We start from the raw sequence: 19462 nt of genomic DNA, 5'->3' as shown, positions 1-19462 counted from the left end.
TTTTATCCACAGAATCTGTGGAGAAATCGACTTTTGCTAATGCTTATTGTGGATTTGTTTCAATTTTAGGCGTGAATATCAAAAGTTATGCACAACCTGTGAGTAAATTGGTGTTAGATCCGAATAATGTTTGCTGAACCTTAGGGATTATGGAACAATCGATAAAAATCGACTTATAAAAGAGGCACTAAGGTGATTGATGCCGAAGGTTTTCGTGCCAACGTCGGAATTGTAATTTGTAACAACCAGGGTCAGGTTTTTTGGGCCCGTCGTTATGGTCAGCATTCATGGCAATTTCCTCAAGGTGGTGTAGATGATGGAGAAACTCCAGAGCAGACTATGTACCGAGAGTTACATGAGGAAGTAGGCTTACTGCCAGAAGATGTCGAGATCATTGCAAGCTCACGTCATTGGTTGCGTTATAAGTTACCGAAGCGGTTAATACGCCGTGATTCGACACCGGTTTGTATAGGACAAAAACAAAAATGGTTCCTACTTAAACTAAAATGCAAAGATGAAGATGTAAATTTGCTCAAAACACATCATCCAGAATTTGATGACTGGCGATGGGTTAGTTACTGGTATCCTGTGCGCCAAGTTGTGGCGTTCAAGCGTGATGTGTACCGACGAGTTATGAAAGAATTTGCGCCATTTGCGATGCCGTTTAATAAAAAAGAGCCATCGCAGCAGGGGAATTGGCGCCACCGCCGTTAAGGAGATTAAGCAATGCTGGCCATTATGCGCACAATCGTTGAGGAAGTTGCTCAGCAACCAAGCCTAGAAAGTGCGCTTATGGTGTTTGTGAGCCATGTCAAAAAGGCCATGAAAACAGAGTGTTGCTCAATTTACTTTGCTGATTATAGCAATGATAATTTTGTGTTGATGGCCACCGATGGCCTCAACCCCGCTGCGGTAGGTCAGTTTCGCGTAGGTTTTACCGAAGGCCTTGTTGGTCTGGTGGCTCAACGCGAAGAACCCATTAACTTGGCTTATGCCAAGTCTCACCCACGCTTTATCACTTCCGATCTTGTCAAAGAAGAACAATACAACGCGTTTCTGTCGGTGCCTGTGGTGCATCAAAAACGTGTGCTCGGAGTGATTGTTGTACAGCAAAGTGCAGCGCGCGTATTCAGTGAAGATGAAGAGTCATTTCTGATCACTTTGTCGGCGCAACTTGCATCTCAGCTTGCAGATGCGCAAATTCAATCTTTGCTCAGTCACGACGACCAAAGTCATCGCTCAACGATGTTGAAGGGGATCTCTGGAGCGCCTGGAATAGCAATTGGCGACGCGTTTGTGGTGTTGCCAAAAGTTGATTTCTCATCGGTAGAGCTGCGCAAAGACCCCGATAAAACAAAACAAAAGCAGATGTTTTTTCAAGCTGTTGCAGCGACTCGCAATGAATTTAGTACGCTTGCTGTATCGATGCAGGAGCATATTCCTAATGAAGCTGTGGCTGTGTTTGAAGTGTACCTGCAGCTACTCGATGCCCGCAGCTTAGGTCGAGATGTGGAAATTGAGATAGCTGACGGCTGGTGTGCAAAGAGCGCGCTTAAGCGTGTGATAGAGCGTTTAGTGCAACAATTTAATGCCATGGAAGATCCGTATATCAAAGAGCGGGCCGTGGACATTAAAGATATTGGTCTGCGGGTTCTGCATCATTTGCTCAACACTGAAAAAGCGACCAAACCTTACCCTGAAAATACCATTTTAGTGGCGCACACCATCACACCTTCGATGCTTGCTCATGTGCCGAAGGAGCGTTTGAAGGGGGTAGTGAGTGTCCACGGGGCAGCTAACTCGCATGCCTCCATTCTCACCAAGGCCATGAATGTGCCTACAGTATGGGGTATTAATGATATCCCCTTGCTGCAATTTGATGAAAAAGAACTGATCATTGATGCCTATTCTGGTCGCGTCTATTTAAGTCCTAGCGAAGCGTTAAAACAAGAATACGAAAAGCTGCAGCATCGTGATGCGAAATTACATGATCAATTCGAGTCTGAATATCATCTCCCCTCGTGCACACCCGATGGCGTCACTGTTGATTTAATGCTCAATGCAGGGCTGGATTTACACAGTGAACTGGACAGTGCGCGCTATTGTGATGGGGTGGGCTTATATCGCACAGAATCTTGGTTCATGGAAAAAGACACTTTCCCGTCACAACACGAGCAAGAAAAGTGGTATCGGCAGGTGCTCAGCGCTTATCACCCTGCGCCGGTGACGATGCGCACACTCGATGTGGGGGGAGACAAAGCCCTAGATTACTTTGAAATCGAGGAAGAAAACCCATTTTTGGGCTGGCGCGGTATTCGCGTTAGCTTAGATCACCCTGAACTGTTTTTGGATCAACTCAAAGCCATGATCCGAGCTAACTCTGGGCTTGGCAATTTGCGTATCTTGTTACCTATGATCAGTGAAGTTGGCGAGGTGGAGGAGTCATTGTCCTTGCTTGAGCGCGCATACTTTGAGTTGCAACAAGATGAGCCAAGCGAGTTTAGTTACATTGATAAGCCGCTTGTAGGCGTGATGATTGAAGTGCCATCGAGCATATATCTGCTCAAAGAGTTTGCCAGCAAAGTCGACTTTTGCTCGGTAGGAAGTAACGATTTAACTCAGTATTTGCTGGCTGTAGATAGAGCCAATTCACGAGTTGCCAATTTATTTGACCCTTATCATCCGGCTGTTTTGCGTGCGCTCAATGATATCGCTCGACAGTGTAAAGAAGTTAACTTTCCATTTAGCTTGTGTGGCGAGCTTGCCAGTGAACCTGAGGGAGCGATTTTACTACTGGCGATGGGCTTTGATTGCTTAAGTATGAACTTTAGCTCATTGCACAAGGTGAAATGGGTCATTAGGCGAGTTGAAGTAAGTGCTAGTCAAACCTTATTGCAACAGTGCTTGGTCGCCAAAAGTGCCAAACATGTACACCGTTTAGTCCGTGATTTCATGCTCGAGCATGACTTGGGTCAGCTCTTATATAGCTCTAAAGACAGTGATGAGTATTAGTCCCTGCTACTGACCTTCAATCGTAAAGCTCAATGTGTTCAAGCTCGTTGAAAACATCCGGTGTTAATTGGCATGAATTCACCGTTATAACCTGATATATTACCGATATAAGAAAACAGTATAAGTATATTACATGGCAGATTTCATATGGCTTTTTGTGCTTTGCATGTTGCTCGGAAGCGTTGTTGGCTTTTTAGCAGGCTTGCTGGGCATAGGTGGTGGCTTATTAATCGTTCCTGCATTGAGTTCACTATTAGTAATATTCCATGTAACCGATGTTGAGCATGTACTCGTTATCGCCATTGCTACGTCGCTTGCATCCATATTATTCACATCAACGTCTTCTGCGTTGGCGCATCACCGCAATCAAAATGTTCCATGGGAAGTGGCTCCATGGGTACTTGTTGGCGTGTCCTCAGGTGCGTTACTCAGTGGCATTGTGGCGAGTTACATTCCGCAGCAAGGATTGAAAGCTATTTTCGCCGTATGTGTGATGTTTATTGCCATGCGTATGATTTACTCAACAAAAAAAGCAACCAGTACCCGAGCTATGCCATCGGGCCCAATAGTGGCCACGTTAACATCGCTGTTAGGTGCCTTATCTGGCATGATAGGAATTGGCGGTGGCGCTTTGTTGGTCCCTTTGCTTAGTTACTTCTCTGTAGACATGAAAAAAGCCATCGGCTGCGCCGCGGTAAGCGGTATTGCCATTGCGCTGTTTGGTTGCTTGGGGTACATTGCCTCGGGGTGGCAAGTTAAGAGCCTCAATGATGGCTTTTTGGGCTTTGTGTACTTGCCAGCATTGGCTGGTATTGTTGTTACCTCCTGGTTTACAGCGCCATTTGGTGCGCGCGCGACCCATTTTTTACCGGTGTCGCAGATAAAAAAAATCTTCGCTTTATTGTTAGTGATCATCGCTTTACGTATGGCGTTTAGTTAGGCAAATAATAAAAATTATGGCTTTAGAATTTCCGCAAATAGACCCTGTTATTTTTGAAGTGGGTCCACTTGCCGTACGTTGGTACGGTTTAATGTATTTAATCGGTTTTGCATGTGCAATGTGGCTTGCAAACCGCCAAGCAGCGAAACCTGGCTCCACGTGGACAAAAGATCAGGTCAGCGATCTGCTGTTTTACGGCATGCTCGGGGTGATCCTCGGTGGTCGAATCGGTTATGTGTTGTTTTATCAATTCGACTACTTCTTAGAAAATCCTCTGTATCTGTTTCGCATAGACCAAGGCGGCATGTCGTTTCATGGTGGCACATTGGGGGTGATAACGGCGGTTGCATGGTTTGCTAAATCTCGCGGTAAAACATTCTTAGAGGTAGGGGATTTTGTAGCGCCACTTGTGCCTCTAGGACTGTTGGCCGGGCGCATAGGTAACTTTATTAATGGCGAGTTGTGGGGAAGAACAACCGACGTATCTTGGGGGATTGTTTTCCCAACAGGCGGTCCAGAACCACGGCACCCGTCACAACTGTATGAAGCATTTTTTGAAGGGTTAGTACTGTTCCTGATCCTGCAATGGTTCATTAGAAAACCAAGGCCAGCGGGCAGTGTAGGCGGCGTATTTTTACTCGGTTATGGGGTGTTCCGCTTTGCCATTGAATACTTCCGTGAACCGGATGCCCACCTAGGTTTGTTTGGTGGTTTTATCTCGATGGGACAAATTCTATCTTTGCCTATGGTTATTGTTGGTGCTGGGTTATGCTATTGGGCATACTCACACAAACCAGCCGCACAAGTACAACAAAAGAACTAAGTAAATATGAAGCAATATCTAGAACTGATGCGCCATGTAAAAGAGCATGGTTTTAAAAAGGAAGACCGAACAGGTACAGGCACGATCAGTGTATTTGGTTATCAAATGCGATTTAACCTGCAAGAGGGTTTTCCATTAGTGACCACTAAAAAGTGTCATTTAAAGTCAATCATTCATGAGTTACTTTGGTTCCTCAAAGGCGATACCAACATCGGTTACTTAAATGATAACGGTGTGCGCATTTGGGATGGTTGGGCCACCGAAGAGGGCGAACTGGGTCCTGTGTATGGTAAACAGTGGCGCAGTTGGGAAGGCCCCAACGGTGAAGTGATTGATCAAATCAAAGATGTGATTGATCAAATCAAAACAAACCCTGACTCACGTCGATTAATTGTCAGTGCGTGGAACCCAGCATTGTTGCCAGACACTCAATACAGCCCAAGTGAAAATGCGGCGATGGGTAAACAAGCATTGCCACCATGTCACACGCTATTCCAGTTCTATGTGCTTGATGGCAAGTTGAGTTGTCAGTTGTATCAGCGCAGTGCAGATATCTTTTTAGGGGTGCCGTTTAACATCGCAAGTTATGCGCTGCTAACCATGATGATTGCCCAAGTATGTGATTTAGAGTTAGGCGATTTTGTGCATACATTTGGTGACGCACACTTATATCTTAACCATTTGGAGCAGGTGGATGAGCAGCTATCACGCACGCCATTCCCTAAACCAACGATGCGCATTAACCCAGAGGTAAAAGATATTTTCTCGTTTAGTTTTGAAGACTTCGAGTTGGTTGATTACCAAGCCCATCCGCATATCAAAGCACCTGTCGCAATTTAAGTGACACTGCAAAAAAAACGGCCGTCAGGCCGTTTTTTAATTTTAAAATATGTATTTCACTAGGCTCTGTTAAATCTGAAGGGGCATGATAGTGGCTAGGCGCTTGCGTCAAAACTTCTGCGTTTATGCTAATGGCACTTATTTTGCATCGCTTTTGCCATTCAGACTTGATGCAAACAGTGAGGCGAGTGTGCGTGTCATCCTAATTTTGCTTGTTGGGGCCTTATTACAGGCGTGTGCTCCTAGCCAGCGTATAGAAATCGTGCCCAGAGTGACAGAAGTTCATCCTGTGCAGCAAAATACCATTCATCAGCACAGTATCCGTTTGGCTAACACCATGGCTGAGTCACTGCGCTCAGTGGCGCCTGGAGCTAAAGTGGCAGTCGGCACATTTTTGCCACCAAAAACATTGCAACCAGATTCTGTGCCATGGCAACAACAAGATATTGCGTTGCAGCTACAAGAAAGCTTTATCACCATCTATTCTCAAATGGGCTTTGCGGTGGTTGAGTATCGCACCCGCGATCATATAGCGTTGCAAAATCACGCAGATGTGATGTTGTCACGCAATATCGACGTACTAGCAAATCGACAAGAAATCGATTTTTACGTTACTGGAACGCTGAGCGAACAAGAAGATGCTTATGTTGTAAATGTGCGCATGATTGATAGCCGTAATAACCAAGTGGTTGCTGCTGCTACTGATTACCTGCCTAACACCATTTTGACACGAGCGGACAAAGTGCGTCTTAACAACGGTCAGCTGCAACGCCGAGCATACTAACGAGGAATTATCATGAACAGATCATCAATGCTAATGTCACTTGCTTTTACGACAGTATTGTCCGGTTGCTCGACCATCGAAGGGTGGATGGCCAGCGAAGAGCAAGTCAAGCAACAAGCTATTGCACAGCACCAGCAAGCAAATCAGCAAGTGCAGATTATTGGCGCAGCACAGAGCGATTTACAACAGGCGAATGTCGCGCAGTATCAAAGCATGGCCAGTCCAATTCAAATTCACACTCAGCGCCAAGTGAATACTAATCACACAGTGAAGAATATTAATCAATATGTGCAGGCGTTGATGCAAGACATGGTGAGTAATATTGATCAAGGTGCTCTATCGATGCCCATGGCGGTCACCAGTTTTGTATTCCTCGATAGTGATTATCAGCAAGGGAGTTTGTTGGGCAATCAGTTAGCAGAGAGCTTTATTCATGAGCTTCATGAATTTGGTGTGCCTGTCGTAGACTTTAAAACGTTAGACTATATTCGCGTGACACCCACGGGGGATTTCACATTTAGTCGCGATTTTCTAGAGCTGCAAAGTGAGCAAAATATGCCTCACGTGTTGGCTGGCACCTTGGTTAAACATCAAGGCGGCGTGCTAGTGAATGCGAGGATTGTGAGTGTTGATAGCAAGATGGTTATTGCCACCTCACAAGGCCTACTCCCTCACGATGTAGTGGACTCATTGCTAAGCACATCGAGTTATGCAGGAGTCGAGTTAAAACAAGGCAATTGATCCTAAAGTTTCCCACTTGTTAGCCGATACAAGGTAAAGCTAATTAAGTGGGAAGCGTAAGCGTGCATAGATTAATTTGTAGTTTGTTAGCACTAGGGATGGCCAGTACTGCAGACGCTGGCAGCAGTGTGGCGCAAGCGAATACGGTAGATATCAACCCAACACATATTGATGTGTCGACAAAGGCACATAAAGCACATCACAAACAACTTGGCGATTACACCCAGCAGTTAGCGTTGGCCCTAAGCGATGGCATCTCAAGCCAGTATGTTAGCCATATAGCTATTACCAGCTTTGTTGATTTTGACCACACCCTACAAAACACCAATGCCCTTGGAAACCAAATCGCGCAAGAGTTAATGGCAGATATGCAGCGTTTTGGTTATGCCACGGTTGACCACAAACTCATGCCTAACATACAAGTGCTGCAAAGCGGTGACTTTGTGTTAACACGTGATGATGCTGCACTGAGCAAGCAAGTGGGTATCGACCATGTACTTACTGGCACTATGGTTTATCGCCCGAATGGGGTATTGATTCATGCCCGCATCGTGGCAACTCGCGATAAAGTGGTTAAAGCAACGGCGCGCCAGTTCATACCGTATTTCGTTATTAACGAGCTAATGGCGAAGAGTTAAGTGCTTATTTAATAGCCGATGAGGTGACTATAAGCTGTTGCTATTTAAATAGAATTTGGAAGATAATAGGGGCCAGTGGCCCCTTAGTTAAATGGATATAACAGCCCCCTCCTAAGGGGTAGTTGCAGGTTCGATTCCTGCAGGGGCCGCCACATTAGCAACAGAACTTAGCTGAAATAGTTTGCTAAATCATCTGAGCCGCCAATGTGCTCGCCACCAATGAATACCTGTGGCACTGTGTCGCGACCGGTCACGGCTTTTAAGCTCGTGAGCGTTACTGCATTACCCAGTACAATCTCCTCATAACTGTATCCTTTTTGCTCTAACAATGCTTTGGCTTTGCTACAAAACGGACAGCCAGGTTTTGTGAACAAGGTCACAGGTTGTGGCTTCACTTGATTTGGATTGATGTACTCTAGCATGGTGTCTGCGTCAGACACTTCAAAGGGGTCGCCCGGTTTGTTTGGCTCGATGAACATTTTTTCAATCACCCCGTCTTTGACTAGCATGGAATAACGCCAGCTTCGCTTGCCAAAGCCAAGATCGTTTTTATCAACCAGCATTCCCATGCCGTCGGTGAACTCACCGTTGCCATCTGGCAGCAAGGTAATGTTGGCAGCTTCTTGATGCTGAGCCCATGCGTTCATTACAAAGGTATCATTCACTGAAATACACACAATGTCATCAACGCCATTTTGTTTGAATACGTTGGCTAATTCGTTGTAGCGCGGTAGGTGCGTCGAAGAGCACGTCGGCGTAAACGCCCCCGGAAGTGAAAATACAATAACGGTTTTGCCTTTGAAAATGTCGTCAGTGGTTACCTTTTGCCATTGTTCATTTTTGCGAGTTGCAAATGTAACGTCTGGAACACGAAGGCCTTCGCGATTAGTTAGTTCTGTCATGATTGGGAGTTCCTTTTAAAACAATGACGATAGTATGACATACTCATTGTTAATCGGTAAAAAGGTATAAATAAATTACTGCAATCGGTATTTGCGATTGATTCGGTGGCGACTAACACGTACCTAATATGTTGATGCCAACCAGTAGTGTAGATGACTTTATCGTTTAATGCCGCACGAGCACTAGGTCGTTAATTTGAATGTTACTCAGTGGGCGAGCAGAGATGTTTTTAGCCAGCGCACTGTGTTGATGTAATTGGGTGATTTCAACTTTATACAAAGATGTTACTTGTCTGGGCAAAGTGGTGCCATTGCTATCAATCACATTGTTGCTGTAGGCCAAGGTCAGCTGCTGTCCTTGCTGTAGGCCGTTACTACTGCCAAGGTTTATGATCACTTGTTCACCGTCGATATGCTTTATTTGTCCTTTTGTTGGCAGACATTGAGTCACTTTATTGAGGTCGTACATAATACGTTCGCTGAGTTTGGTTATGCTGCGCCCGTACTTACTTTGCCAAAAAATACCACTGTTTACATCTACTAGGGCGGTCTTGTCGAACTCCCACTGTGCTTCAGTTTGGTATGATTGCTGCCACAGTTTTTCGAAGCTCAAACCGTCAAATAAGATAAATTCCACATTGAAGTAACGTTGAAAGCTGTCATCACGCCAGAATGCGTAACCATTGTCACGCTTTTGACCGAGGGATGTGTCGGTGATTTGGGAAAACAAAACAAACTGGCTGTTGCTAGCACTGCGAATATAGTCAATCACGCTCTGGTCATACGCATGCTGATGAGTAAAAAAGTCAGCCACGGCAACTGGATTTTGATAAAAAGCGGTAGGCGCAATGCTCAGCTGAGCTTGGCTCATTAGAGCATACAGTTGCTTGGTAAAGGCATAAGGAATGTCAAATATTTGACCATCGCGGGCGTGTTGCGGATTAACTAATGCTGTGCGGGTAAGGGCAAAGTGATTGATAAAATCAGCCTGCTTACACTGGCTTTGATCACCATACACTTCCATTTGCAGTGTGATGCTGAAAATACCATTTTCTTGTTGTTCTTCAAGGATATGTATTTGCCCAATAGCGCCTTGAGATTGCAAGGATAAGTGATCTTCAGTGAGTACCCCATTAGTGAGCGTCTGTACGCTTGATAATGATAATCCTGAGTACTGTAGCGCTTGTTTTATCGCGTCGCTCACTGCTTGCGCACGTGCTTGTTCAGTGGATTGATCTGCAAGCACCGCGCGCCCTGTGGCCTCAAGCCATTGGGCATGTGTGGGTAAAGTCATAAACGCTAATAAGGTAGCAGTGATAAAAGTAACAAGGCGCATAAAAACAGTCACACTAAATAGTCATAGTAATGAATTAGCAAAGAGTGTACCAAGTTACTGGCGGGGATTGATAAGGGTGGCATTTATTGTGCATATGATTTTATTATTAGCACACTCATTGCCGGCGGAGAGACAAATGCTGCGACTAATTGGATTTATCATCATCTTACTGAGCTTATCAGGATGCAGCAGCGTGTTTGATAAGCACGTCGAATACGAAGTACAACAACCTGATAGCTATCCCATTTTGCGCGCCATTGGCTATGCGCCTATTGCGCCACAGCCAGGAGGCAGTGCCCAGCAAAAGTCTATTATGGCGATGAAGGCGTCAAAGATAGAGGCCTATAGAGAGCTCGCTGAGCAGGTTTATGGTCAACAACTGCAAGGAAATACATCTTTGGCTAATGCCATAGCCTCTGACGATGTACTGCAAGCCAAAGTTCAGGGAGTTATTCGAGGCGCTAGAGTGACGCGTAGTTATGTGGTGGGTGACAGTTATGCTACCGAGTTGGAGTTGGATATGAAGTTAGTGTATGACCTCTACGTAACACAGACCAAGCCACGTAAAATTAAAAAAGTGACCTACTACTAAGCAAGTAAGCAAGAGCTCGCGGGGTGAGGCAACACCCCGCATTGTAATACAGCATTCGGGCATCCAGATTTAATCTGAAAAATCTCTTAGTAACTATACCAATTGAATTAAATAAATAACCTGCCTAGCGCGCTAAAGAGCATGCTCACTACGTTATAATTTTAATAAGTAGAATAACTACATACACAAAATTATGCCTTGCTATCACGCTACTTATCCAGCGCTATCCTTGCTCACTTTTCTAACGCAATTGGTATTACCATCCCCCCTCGGGCGCTGCCCTCAAAAATCACAGTCACACCTTTATCAATAGGGTATCGTTTTACACCAATGGGCATAACTATGTGAGCACGATGTTTAGCCCGCCAAACTGATTAGCGATTGAAGTTGATTGGTATTACTTCGTGGTATTTGGGGCTTGGCGATGATTGTTGTTCTAAGTGGACAGTGCGCGCGCCGTGCATGACAGCTCGTGCAAGACGATGCTGAAGGCTTACGCTTTGAGGTTGCGGACCAGCTTATTATCGCTGCGTTGAATAGCGCCATCAGCTGCATAGGTCACTGAGCTTGGGGCACCGATAAGAATGTCTTTAAGTTGTTTAACGCTAAGCTGCGCTTGATGCGCAGCTTGGGCATTGACTTGGTTTTGCTCTTTACACTGCATCAGTAAAGCACGACCTTGGGCGATCAAGGCTTGCTCTGATTCATCCTGCTCAGGTTGAGATGTTAACAGTTGGGCAATGTGTTGATCCTGCTTTTGAATAACCCCTAGCGCTTGAGCTTTTTTTGGGGTGATTTCCTTTAACTGCGCACCACTTCGACCGGCGATTGCATTGAGCTCATCTTTGAGCAGTGCAAGCAAGTCTGTCAGACTCGTGATCTGTTGGTTAAGTGCAACAGTTAAAGCAGAATCAGCCATACACATCAAACTCGAAAGCAGCGATGTTTTTCGCCAGTTTTTCACTGTCGACGTGATACTTTCCTTCAGCAATCGCTTTTTTCAGCTCAGCCACTTTTTGCTCGTCAAAACCTGATGAACGCTCAGCCTTTTCTTGCAGAGATTTCATTTGGCGTGCCTGAGGAGTTAGGCTAACTGAATCTGTTGCTGCTTTGACATTCGCTTTGCTGCTTGCGTCTGTGCTAGCAGATTGCGCTGTCTTCTGTTGTTCAACCTTTTGTTGTGGTGTGTTGTACACCGAGCCCTGTTGGCTCTTGTTTACTTGATTTACCATTTGCTATACCTGAGCTAAATTGACCTCTGCATAAGGTATCGGCCATATTTGCCATAACTTTAGCATAAAAATTAAATATTCACTGAAACAGTTTCAACGGCGGTGACTTGCGCATTGATAAGTCTACCGGACTTACGGTTGCGCACTCGAATATTTTCTCCCATTGCCCCATCTTCAAGGGCTTCACCGGTGGTTTTAATCATCAAACCATTAATGGTTGCGATGATAGTCACATTATCACCTTTACATACCATGCACAGCTGTCCTGTGTTAATAGGCAAACCGGAGCGAATACTGCGTTTACTGCGACTGCCAATTACATCTTGAGGTTGCTCTACGTATCGGGGGCGCACAAAATGTTGTGGTCGATATTCTACGCTAACATCTTGCTCATTGATAATTTGTCCCGGTGCAATGTGGCCATTGGCCACGACAATAGGAGAGAGTTTTTCAATGCGAACATGGACATACTGAGTCCATAATGCCGGAGAATTACATTTAAGTTGTACGGTTACCTGCCGATTAAAAGGAGGCTCATTGTTTGTTTCCAACTGTAATGGTTGCGAACAATAGCGCTCTGGAATTCGCGCATCTAGCTCGATGGCTTGAACAACAAGCTCTTGCTCCGGTTTAATTTGCGCAATTGTACTAATGTGTTGTTGTGCAAGTTGCTGAAGTTGCGCACGACTATAGAGAGTCTGGTCAGTTTCCAGAGCTGTTGCGGTATTCGTCACAGCACAAACCAAAAGTAACGTTAAGCTGTGGAATAATTGAATTTTTTTGAACATACTCATTGTGTTTCGACTATGCTTATTGGGTAAAACAAGGTATAAGTACGGGGCGTCAAAAACTAGGCGCAACACCGTATTTATGCTGATATTAGAGATAATAAGCAAAAAGCGTTCCTGTCTGGCGCAAACACGCAGTAGTAAAGTCAATGCTAGGAGAGTCTGATGGCTGGCATTTTAGATTCTGTCAATCAACGCACCCAGCTCGTGGGTCAAAATCGTCTTGAACTATTATTGTTCAAGCTCAAGGGACGCCAACGCTTTGGTATTAACGTATTCAAAGTGCGCGAGGTTTTGCAGTGCCCTAATCTCACGAGCATGCCCAAAAGTAATCAATACATTCGTGGGGTCGCGCACATTCGTGGCCAAACTATTTCTGTTATCGATTTATCTATGGCCGTCGGTGGCCCAGCTATTACTGATCTTGAAAACTGTTTTGTTATTATTGCCGAGTACAACCGCTCAGTGCAGGGGTTTTTAGTAGGCAGCGTCGAACGTATCGTGAACATGAATTGGGAAAAGATCATGCCACCTCCCTCAGGTGCGGGTCGCTATTCTTATCTCACAGCTGTTACTGAAATAGACAATGAGCTGGTTGAGATCCTCGATGTTGAAAAAATTCTTGCCGAGATAACCCCTATTAATACACAAGTGAGTGAGGGGCTTATCTCTGAAGGTGAAATGCAGCGCGACATTGGCGAGCGTATCGTCTTCATTGCCGATGATTCTGCGGTAGCACGAAATCAAGTAAAACGTGCGCTAGAACCTCTGGGCGTGCAAACTGAATTAGCCAAAAACGGTAAAGAGGCGCTACTAAGACTCAGAGAAATCGCTGAGTTAGATTGTCAAAACAGTATTACAGAGCGCGTCGCACTATTGATCTCTGATGTAGAAATGCCTGAAATGGATGGCTATACCCTGACTGCTGAAATAAAAGCAGATCCAAAGTTGTCGTCTTTGCATGTTATTTTGCATACTTCACTGAGTGGGGTATTTAACCAAGCCATGATACAAAAAGTGGGAGCGGATGACTTTATTGCCAAATTCAATCCAGATGAGTTGGCCACAGCAGTAAAAAAATGGGTGCACAGCGATTAAGCGCAGCAACTATATAGTCATATAACCACCATTGAGAGAGAGCAATTTGGAAAATAAGCACTTAGAGCTTAAAGAATATAATCAATTTCGCGCATTTCTGGAGCAGCAATGCGGTATTGTGCTTGGTGATAATAAACTCTATTTGGTTAAAAGTAGGCTTGCCCCTCTTATGACGCGCTTTGATGTACAAAGCCTGTCTCAACTCGTTACGAAAACCCTGAGTCCTCATGAGCGGCAACTTCGTGCCGCTGTAATTGATGCGATGACCACCAACGAAACTTTGTGGTTCCGTGATCAATATCCTTATGAGCTGCTCAAAACAAAGTTGTTGCCTGAGTTTAGAGAGTTACGCCGCCCGGTAAAAATTTGGTCGGCGGCAAGCTCGTCGGGTCAAGAGCCTTATTCTATCGCCATGTCCATAGCGGAATATCAACAAAGCAAGCCAGGAGCGCTTGGCTCTGGTGCGCAAATTGTTGGTACAGATATCTCTAATACCATGCTGGATATTTGTAAAAACGCGGAGTATGACTCTCTTGCCTTAGCGAGGGGGTTGAGCGCGGAGCGGCGGAAAAAGTTTTTCACCGACAGTGGCAACGGCATGGCTAAAGTGAACGACAACATCAAGCGTATGGTGAGCTTTCGCCACCTTAATTTACTTGATTCTTATGCGCTATTGGGTAAGTTCGACATTATCTTTTGTCGTAATGTACTCATTTACTTTGCACCTGAGATTAAGGCAAAAATTATTGGCCAATTTGCACAGGCCCTAAACCCTAGAGGTTACCTCTTCCTTGGCGCCAGTGAATCCATGACTGGACTGAGCGATCAATTTGAAATGATCCGGTGTAACCCCGGCATCATTTATCAAAAAAAGACATAAAATCATAATCTTATAACCAATGGTACAAGAATTGCTGTAATACTCTCCAAAGAGTCAAAAATTTGGAGAGATTATGGCTATCAGTTTCGATAAAGCATTTGGTGTGCACCCGCACGCCATGCTAATTCGCTCCCAACGTGCAGAAGTTTTAGCGTCGAATATTGCTAATGCAGACACCCCTGGATACAAAGCCAAAGACATTGACTTTGCCAGCGCTTTAAAAGCGGCAAAAAGTGGGCAGATGCGCGGCAATAGTTTAACCCGAACTCATGCCGATCACCTCAGTGCAAGCACTCAATTAAGTAGCTCGGAAACAAAATTTCGCGTTCCAAATCAACCAGATACAGGTGACGGCAACGATGTTGATGTGCAAGTGGAACGGAATTTGTATACACAGAACTCAATAGAGTATCAGGCCAGCCTAAGCTTTATGAATTCGAAAATTTCGGGTCTTAAAAAAGCCCTAGGTGGTCAAGGAGCATAATCATGAGTTTATTTAACGTATTTGATGTATCAGGAACAGCGATGAGTGCGCAAAATGTGCGCCTTAATACCACCGCTAGTAACCTTGCAAATGCTAACTCGATTAGCTCTTCAGTGGAGCAAACTTATCGCGCTCGTCACCCAGTTTTTGCAGCTGAGTTACAACAAGCAATAGGGAAGCAGCATGGTGAGTCGGTAGGTGTGAAAGTATTGGGTGTAGTGGAAAGTAACAAACCACTGCAAATCGAATACAACCCTGGCCATCCCATGGCAGATGAAAATGGTTATATCTACAAGCCTAATGTCAATGTGGTGGAAGAAATGGCCAACATGATCTCAGCTTCACGCTCTTATCAAACCAATGTGCAAATAGCAGATTCAGCCAAGCAAATGCTTACAAAGACATTGCAGCTTGGTCGTGGATAAAGTGAGGGATAGGGCATGACTACCAATGTGCAATCTTCTGGCGGTTTGAGCTCGTTGTATTGGAATAACGATACACAGCCTAAAACCGAAGAGAAAAAAGATACGTTAACGCAAGAAGACTTTTTTAGCTTGCTGACGCAACAGTTGTCTTATCAAGACCCAAGTAAACCGGCAGATAATGACCAGATGATTGCGCAAATGACAAGCTTCACCATGGCTGAAGGGATCTCAAAACTCAATGAGAACTTCGACTCGTTAGCTGCTTCAATGACATCGAACTCGGCACTTCAAGCATCGACGCTTGTAGGTAAAAAAGCATTACTCGAGTCAAACAGCATTGAGTTAAACAGCGGTGAAGTAAGTAAAGGCACGGTATTGGCCCAGTCGCCAGTAGATAACCTGACCTTAACGATTAAAGATAGCTCTGGGCAAATTATCGATACCGTCGATATGGGCGCGCAGGGTGCGGGTGCAATTCGCTTTCAATGGGATGGTCTAGACGCAAACGGTCAACCATTCCCTCCGGGTGAGTACCAAGTTGTGGCAGAGGGAAGTATGAATGGTGAATATGCTTCATTGCCTCTGGCCACGTTTAAGAATATCGAGAGCGTCAATATTAACGGCGCAAATGGCATTATCATCAATACCAAAGAAGGCGCGGTACGTCTGTCTGAAGTAGCTGAGATTTCTGTGTAACGAATTTGCCGATAGGCACTAATCGACGAGGTGGAACATGAGTTTCAATATTGCATTAACAGGGCTAGCGGCGGCCCAAAAAGACCTTGATACTACAGCGAACAACATCGCTAACGTAAACACGACTGGTTTCAAAGAGTCTCGTGCTGAGTTCGCAGATGTGTACGCAGCTTCGGTGTTCAGTGCCGGTAGAACCAAAAATGGTGACGGTGTGCAAACCACAATGGTGGCGCAGCAGTTCCACCAAGGGTCATTAAAATTTACCAATAACGCACTGGATTTAGCGATCACTGGCGACGGTTACTTTGCCATGACTGAAAGTATCGCATCAGCAGATTTAACCTACACTCGTGCGGGTGCATTTAAGCTAAATGACGATAACTTTATGGTCGATGCAAAAGGCAACTTCTTACAAAGTTTCCCTGTAGACCCATCAACCGGTGACACGTCTTCAGTAAGCTTAAGTACAGCAAATCCAATTCAAATTCCAGATGCATCAGGTTCTCCACGAGCAACGCAAAACTTGTATCTATCATTTAACTTAGATGCGACGGCGGATGCCCCAGGCCTTCAGTTTGATCCAAATGAAAGTGCGACGTATAACTCGTCAACATCGACCACAGTGTATGATTCACTGGGTGAGCCACATATTTTGCAGTACTTTTTTGTAAAGATGGACCCTGCAACGAACCCGAACGAGTGGGAAGTATATGGCACACTAGACGGTAAAGTGATAGACCCAGCTACGGGCACGGAGCAGGCAGCTGCACCATACACACCACTGATTCAAATGGGCTTTAGCTCAAGTGGTTTACCAATCACGACCAACGGTGTGCCTAACGTCAATGCAACTACCTTTGACGAAGTGTTATTGCCAGCCGGTCCAGCAACAGGGTTATCAACCTTGCTTGATAATGGTGCGACGTTTCCTGCCACGGGGGTGGAACTGAACTGGCGTGATGAAAGTAACACGGCAAATAAAATACCCACTCAGTATGCGAGTCGCTTTGAAGTCAAAGCATTAGAGCAAGATGGTTCAACAGTGGGTCGTTTAGCGGGCATTGATATTGGTACCGACGGTAAAGTGGTGGCGTCATACAGTAATGGTGACTCGACTTTCCTTGGTCAAATCGCGATGGTGCGCTTTCCTAACTCACAAGGTTTGAATCAGGTCGGTAACACCAGCTGGAAAGAGAGTATCGACTCAGGTGAGCCTATTGCTGGTGAGCCAGGCACAGGTACACTCGGTACTATTAACTCGTCTGCGCTCGAGCAATCAAATACCAACCTGACTAACGAGCTGGTTGATTTGATCACCGCACAGCGTAACTTCCAGGCTAACTCGCGTGCCTTGGAGGTGAACTCGACGCTGCAGCAGACTATTCTGCAGATCCGATAATTTCCATCTTCCATCCAAAGGGCCACGTCGACAGTGGCCTTTTTTATCCGTCATTAATTTGTTGTCTTATGTTTACTCGCCTTTGGCTATGCCCTTGGTTCATATCTGCCGAGTGAACCACTTGTTGAAGTTCATTGATTCTAAGCGCTTTTTCAACGCTTTTATCTTCTTTTTACTGCCCTTTAAACGACTATCAAGTAGTTGGTATTAATCTTGCTTTTGCTTAACAAGTTAGAATTATTTGGAGCAAGTGCATGGATAAGATGCTTTACATAGCGACATCAGGAGCTAAACAAAGCCTCATTGGTATGGGGGTCAAAAGTAACAACCTTGCGAACGCCAATACCACAGGCTTTAAAGCGGATATCGCTCAGGCACGCTCAATGCAAGCCTTTGGTGAAGGGTTGCCAACACGCGTTTTCGCATTGCAAGAGCGCGCAGGAACGAATACGACAGCAGGTGGCATCTCACAAACTGGACGTGATTTAGACATCGCGATGAGTGAGCATGCTTGGCTTGCGGTGCAAGATGCTAATGGCCAAGAAGCTTATACCAAAGCAGGCTCCTTGGTGATGACCCAAGAGGGTATTTTACAGGACCGAGACGGCCGCCAAGTAATTGGTGAGGGGGGCCCTATTATCTTGCCCGTGCCCATTGAAAAAATTAGCTTCAGTGCGGATGGCATGATTCAAGTTCGCCCTCAAGGTGCGCCAGCTAACTTCCTCGAAGAAGTAGACCGTTTACGCATTGTTGAAGCGACAGGGCACCAAGTTGAAAAGGGCAATGATGGCTTGTTCCGTCCGCGCCAAGGTCAAAACATTGACGTTTCAGAGAATGTCTCAATCGTGCCAAGAGCGCTTGAGATGTCTAACGTCAATCCAGTACATGAGATGGTGGACATGATAAGCCACCAACGCCAGTTTGAATTACAAGTCAAGCTAATGAAAACCGCAGAAGAGAATGATCAGCGTGCTGAATCATTGCTGCGCATTATTTAATATTAGCGAGGAGTTATCACTATGAACCCTGCATTATGGATCAGTAAAACCGGCCTAGATGCCCAACAAACCGATATTTCGGTGATTTCAAATAACCTCGCTAATGCGAGTACCGTCGGCTACAAAAAGAGCCGTGCGATTTTTGAAGACTTACTTTACCAAAATATAAATCAGCCTGGTGGTCGTTCATCAGCTGACACCGAAATGCCCTCAGGTTTAATGTTGGGTGCCGGTGCTAAAGTCGTGGCAAACCAAAAGAACTTCTCTCAAGGGAACATGCTCAGTACCGAGAATTCGCTTGATTGGATGATCCAAGGCCAAGGCTTTTTCGAGGTGTTACTGCCTGATGGCAATATTGCCTACAGTCGAAACGGGCAATTCACAACTGATGAAGACGGTCGCATTGTGACCAGTGGCGCAGGCTTCCCAGTTCAGCCAGAAATGAACGTGCCTGATGATGCCCAGTCCATCACTATCTCGCAAGAAGGTGAAGTGTCGGTGCGTATTGCAGGTCAGCCAGACAATGTCGTTATTGGCCAATTGGTGATCAGCGACTTTATTAACCCAACCGGTCTTGAGCCTATGGGCCAAAACCTCTACACCGAAACTGCGGTGAGCGGCGCGCCTGTGCAGGGTAACCCGGGTGTTGATGGTCTTGGCATTATCGTGCAAGGAGCGCTGGAGACATCAAATGTAAATGTCACCGAAGAGCTGGTGAATCTTATTGAAACGCAGCGCATCTATGAGATGAACTCAAAAGTTATTTCATCAGTAGATCAGATGCTTAGTTATATTAATCAGCAACTGTAAGGCGGCTTAATTATGGCTAGGTTAACAATACAGAGCATGACAAC

Annotated in this window: 22 protein-coding genes and 1 tRNA gene; 18 read left to right on the top strand and 5 right to left on the bottom strand. The window is 45.3% G+C overall.

Going from position 1 to position 19462, the window contains the following annotated elements:
- Nucleotides 1-192: 192 nt before the first annotated feature.
- The 9 genes from rppH (at nt 193) to AAEU32_RS02270 (ending at nt 7930) form a co-directional block, all read left to right on the top strand.
- Nucleotides 193-714 carry an RNA pyrophosphohydrolase gene (rppH, locus tag AAEU32_RS02310; protein ID WP_421968911.1) on the top strand — a complete coding sequence of 174 codons (522 nt, stop codon included), beginning with the start codon at nt 193-195 and terminating at the stop codon, nt 712-714.
- A 12-nt stretch (nt 715-726) separates the two neighbouring features.
- A complete protein-coding gene (ptsP, locus tag AAEU32_RS02305) occupies nt 727-3012 on the top strand; it encodes a phosphoenolpyruvate--protein phosphotransferase (RefSeq protein WP_421968910.1) in 2286 nt (761 codons plus the stop codon).
- Nucleotides 3013-3145: 133 nt separating this feature from the next.
- Nucleotides 3146-3952: a sulfite exporter TauE/SafE family protein gene (locus AAEU32_RS02300; RefSeq protein WP_421968909.1), complete on the top strand. Its 807-nt coding sequence runs from the start codon at nt 3146-3148 to the stop codon at nt 3950-3952.
- Between the two features lie 16 nt (nt 3953-3968).
- The gene (lgt, locus tag AAEU32_RS02295; protein ID WP_421968908.1) at nt 3969-4775 is read left to right on the top strand and encodes a prolipoprotein diacylglyceryl transferase; all 807 of its coding nucleotides are present in this window, start codon (nt 3969-3971) and stop codon (nt 4773-4775) included.
- Nucleotides 4776-4781: 6 nt separating this feature from the next.
- Complete coding sequence (locus tag AAEU32_RS02290; protein WP_421968907.1) at nt 4782-5615, top strand: thymidylate synthase; 834 nt, start codon at nt 4782-4784, stop codon at nt 5613-5615.
- 190 nt (nt 5616-5805) lie between these two features.
- Entirely contained in the window at nt 5806-6399 is a 594-nt protein-coding gene (locus tag AAEU32_RS02285; protein ID WP_421968906.1) for a FlgO family outer membrane protein, read from the top strand.
- Nucleotides 6400-6411: 12 nt separating this feature from the next.
- The gene (locus AAEU32_RS02280; protein WP_421968905.1) at nt 6412-7140 is read left to right on the top strand and encodes a FlgO family outer membrane protein; all 729 of its coding nucleotides are present in this window, start codon (nt 6412-6414) and stop codon (nt 7138-7140) included.
- Between the two features lie 62 nt (nt 7141-7202).
- Entirely contained in the window at nt 7203-7778 is a 576-nt protein-coding gene (locus AAEU32_RS02275) for a FlgO family outer membrane protein (protein ID WP_421968904.1), read from the top strand.
- A 77-nt stretch (nt 7779-7855) separates the two neighbouring features.
- Nucleotides 7856-7930: transfer RNA gene (locus tag AAEU32_RS02270), tRNA-Arg, on the top strand.
- A gap of 15 nt (nt 7931-7945) precedes the next feature.
- Here AAEU32_RS02270 and AAEU32_RS02265 read toward each other — a convergent pair.
- Together AAEU32_RS02265 and AAEU32_RS02260 are read right to left on the bottom strand one after the other, a co-directional pair.
- On the bottom strand, nt 7946-8680 hold the full coding sequence (locus tag AAEU32_RS02265; RefSeq protein WP_421968903.1) for a glutathione peroxidase: 735 nt from the start codon (nt 8678-8680) through the stop codon (nt 7946-7948).
- A gap of 166 nt (nt 8681-8846) precedes the next feature.
- Nucleotides 8847-10016, bottom strand: coding sequence for a flagellar assembly protein T N-terminal domain-containing protein (locus AAEU32_RS02260; protein ID WP_421968902.1), 1170 nt, complete (start codon nt 10014-10016; stop codon nt 8847-8849).
- A 136-nt stretch (nt 10017-10152) separates the two neighbouring features.
- On the opposite strand from AAEU32_RS02260, the gene AAEU32_RS02255 reads away from it, so the two are divergent.
- Nucleotides 10153-10608: an LPP20 family lipoprotein gene (locus AAEU32_RS02255; protein WP_421968901.1), complete on the top strand. Its 456-nt coding sequence runs from the start codon at nt 10153-10155 to the stop codon at nt 10606-10608.
- Nucleotides 10609-11101: 493 nt separating this feature from the next.
- Here AAEU32_RS02255 and flgN read toward each other — a convergent pair whose 3' ends face one another.
- From flgN to flgA, 3 genes are all read right to left on the bottom strand, one after another.
- Nucleotides 11102-11527 (bottom strand): flagellar export chaperone FlgN, encoded by a 426-nt coding sequence (gene flgN / locus AAEU32_RS02250; RefSeq protein ID WP_421968900.1) that lies wholly within the window; start codon nt 11525-11527, stop codon nt 11102-11104.
- Complete coding sequence (gene flgM, locus AAEU32_RS02245) at nt 11520-11840, bottom strand: flagellar biosynthesis anti-sigma factor FlgM (protein ID WP_421968899.1); 321 nt, start codon at nt 11838-11840, stop codon at nt 11520-11522. Before flgM ends, flgN begins: the two co-directional genes overlap by 8 nt.
- A gap of 71 nt (nt 11841-11911) precedes the next feature.
- Nucleotides 11912-12574, bottom strand: a complete 663-nt coding sequence (gene flgA / locus AAEU32_RS02240; RefSeq protein WP_421968898.1) for a flagellar basal body P-ring formation chaperone FlgA — start codon at nt 12572-12574, stop codon at nt 11912-11914.
- Nucleotides 12575-12793: 219 nt separating this feature from the next.
- On the opposite strand from flgA, the gene AAEU32_RS02235 reads away from it, so the two are divergent.
- The 8 genes from AAEU32_RS02235 to flgG all read left to right on the top strand — a co-directional run bounded on the left by AAEU32_RS02235 (nt 12794) and on the right by flgG (nt 19418).
- Nucleotides 12794-13726 (top strand): chemotaxis protein, encoded by a 933-nt coding sequence (locus AAEU32_RS02235; protein ID WP_421968897.1) that lies wholly within the window; start codon nt 12794-12796, stop codon nt 13724-13726.
- 46 nt (nt 13727-13772) lie between these two features.
- Complete coding sequence (locus AAEU32_RS02230) at nt 13773-14606, top strand: CheR family methyltransferase (RefSeq protein WP_421968896.1); 834 nt, start codon at nt 13773-13775, stop codon at nt 14604-14606.
- Nucleotides 14607-14679: 73 nt separating this feature from the next.
- Nucleotides 14680-15090, top strand: coding sequence for a flagellar basal body rod protein FlgB (gene flgB / locus AAEU32_RS02225; RefSeq protein WP_421968895.1), 411 nt, complete (start codon nt 14680-14682; stop codon nt 15088-15090).
- Between the two features lie 2 nt (nt 15091-15092).
- Nucleotides 15093-15515, top strand: coding sequence for a flagellar basal body rod protein FlgC (gene flgC / locus AAEU32_RS02220; protein WP_421968894.1), 423 nt, complete (start codon nt 15093-15095; stop codon nt 15513-15515).
- A 15-nt stretch (nt 15516-15530) separates the two neighbouring features.
- A complete protein-coding gene (locus tag AAEU32_RS02215; RefSeq protein ID WP_421968893.1) occupies nt 15531-16211 on the top strand; it encodes a flagellar hook assembly protein FlgD in 681 nt (226 codons plus the stop codon).
- Between the two features lie 37 nt (nt 16212-16248).
- On the top strand, nt 16249-17610 hold the full coding sequence (gene flgE, locus AAEU32_RS02210; protein ID WP_421968892.1) for a flagellar hook protein FlgE: 1362 nt from the start codon (nt 16249-16251) through the stop codon (nt 17608-17610).
- Between the two features lie 254 nt (nt 17611-17864).
- Nucleotides 17865-18608 carry a flagellar basal body rod protein FlgF gene (locus AAEU32_RS02205; RefSeq protein ID WP_421968891.1) on the top strand — a complete coding sequence of 248 codons (744 nt, stop codon included), beginning with the start codon at nt 17865-17867 and terminating at the stop codon, nt 18606-18608.
- 21 nt (nt 18609-18629) lie between these two features.
- Complete coding sequence (gene flgG / locus AAEU32_RS02200; protein ID WP_421968890.1) at nt 18630-19418, top strand: flagellar basal-body rod protein FlgG; 789 nt, start codon at nt 18630-18632, stop codon at nt 19416-19418.
- Nucleotides 19419-19462: the final 44 nt, after the last annotated feature.

This window comes from Pseudoalteromonas maris, from assembly GCF_049257235.1.
Lineage (GTDB): Bacteria > Pseudomonadota > Gammaproteobacteria > Enterobacterales > Alteromonadaceae > Pseudoalteromonas.
Note: the sequence above shows the minus strand (reverse complement) of the source record. Positions and strands in the feature narration are given on the sequence as shown.

Coding starts and splice junctions, on each gene's coding strand:
- ptsP (WP_421968910.1), top strand. CDS start 727: ATGCTGGCCATTATGCGCACAATCGTTGAGGAAGTTGCTCAGCAACCA.
- AAEU32_RS02300 (WP_421968909.1), top strand. CDS start 3,146: ATGGCAGATTTCATATGGCTTTTTGTGCTTTGCATGTTGCTCGGAAGC.
- lgt (WP_421968908.1), top strand. CDS start 3,969: ATGGCTTTAGAATTTCCGCAAATAGACCCTGTTATTTTTGAAGTGGGT.
- AAEU32_RS02290 (WP_421968907.1), top strand. CDS start 4,782: ATGAAGCAATATCTAGAACTGATGCGCCATGTAAAAGAGCATGGTTTT.
- AAEU32_RS02280 (WP_421968905.1), top strand. CDS start 6,412: ATGAACAGATCATCAATGCTAATGTCACTTGCTTTTACGACAGTATTG.
- AAEU32_RS02265 (WP_421968903.1), bottom strand. CDS start 8,680: ATGACAGAACTAACTAATCGCGAAGGCCTTCGTGTTCCAGACGTTACA.
- AAEU32_RS02260 (WP_421968902.1), bottom strand. CDS start 10,016: ATGCGCCTTGTTACTTTTATCACTGCTACCTTATTAGCGTTTATGACT.
- AAEU32_RS02255 (WP_421968901.1), top strand. CDS start 10,153: ATGCTGCGACTAATTGGATTTATCATCATCTTACTGAGCTTATCAGGA.
- flgN (WP_421968900.1), bottom strand. CDS start 11,527: ATGGCTGATTCTGCTTTAACTGTTGCACTTAACCAACAGATCACGAGT.
- flgM (WP_421968899.1), bottom strand. CDS start 11,840: ATGGTAAATCAAGTAAACAAGAGCCAACAGGGCTCGGTGTACAACACA.
- AAEU32_RS02235 (WP_421968897.1), top strand. CDS start 12,794: ATGGCTGGCATTTTAGATTCTGTCAATCAACGCACCCAGCTCGTGGGT.
- flgB (WP_421968895.1), top strand. CDS start 14,680: ATGGCTATCAGTTTCGATAAAGCATTTGGTGTGCACCCGCACGCCATG.
- flgC (WP_421968894.1), top strand. CDS start 15,093: ATGAGTTTATTTAACGTATTTGATGTATCAGGAACAGCGATGAGTGCG.
- AAEU32_RS02215 (WP_421968893.1), top strand. CDS start 15,531: ATGACTACCAATGTGCAATCTTCTGGCGGTTTGAGCTCGTTGTATTGG.
- flgE (WP_421968892.1), top strand. CDS start 16,249: ATGAGTTTCAATATTGCATTAACAGGGCTAGCGGCGGCCCAAAAAGAC.
- AAEU32_RS02205 (WP_421968891.1), top strand. CDS start 17,865: ATGGATAAGATGCTTTACATAGCGACATCAGGAGCTAAACAAAGCCTC.
- flgG (WP_421968890.1), top strand. CDS start 18,630: ATGAACCCTGCATTATGGATCAGTAAAACCGGCCTAGATGCCCAACAA.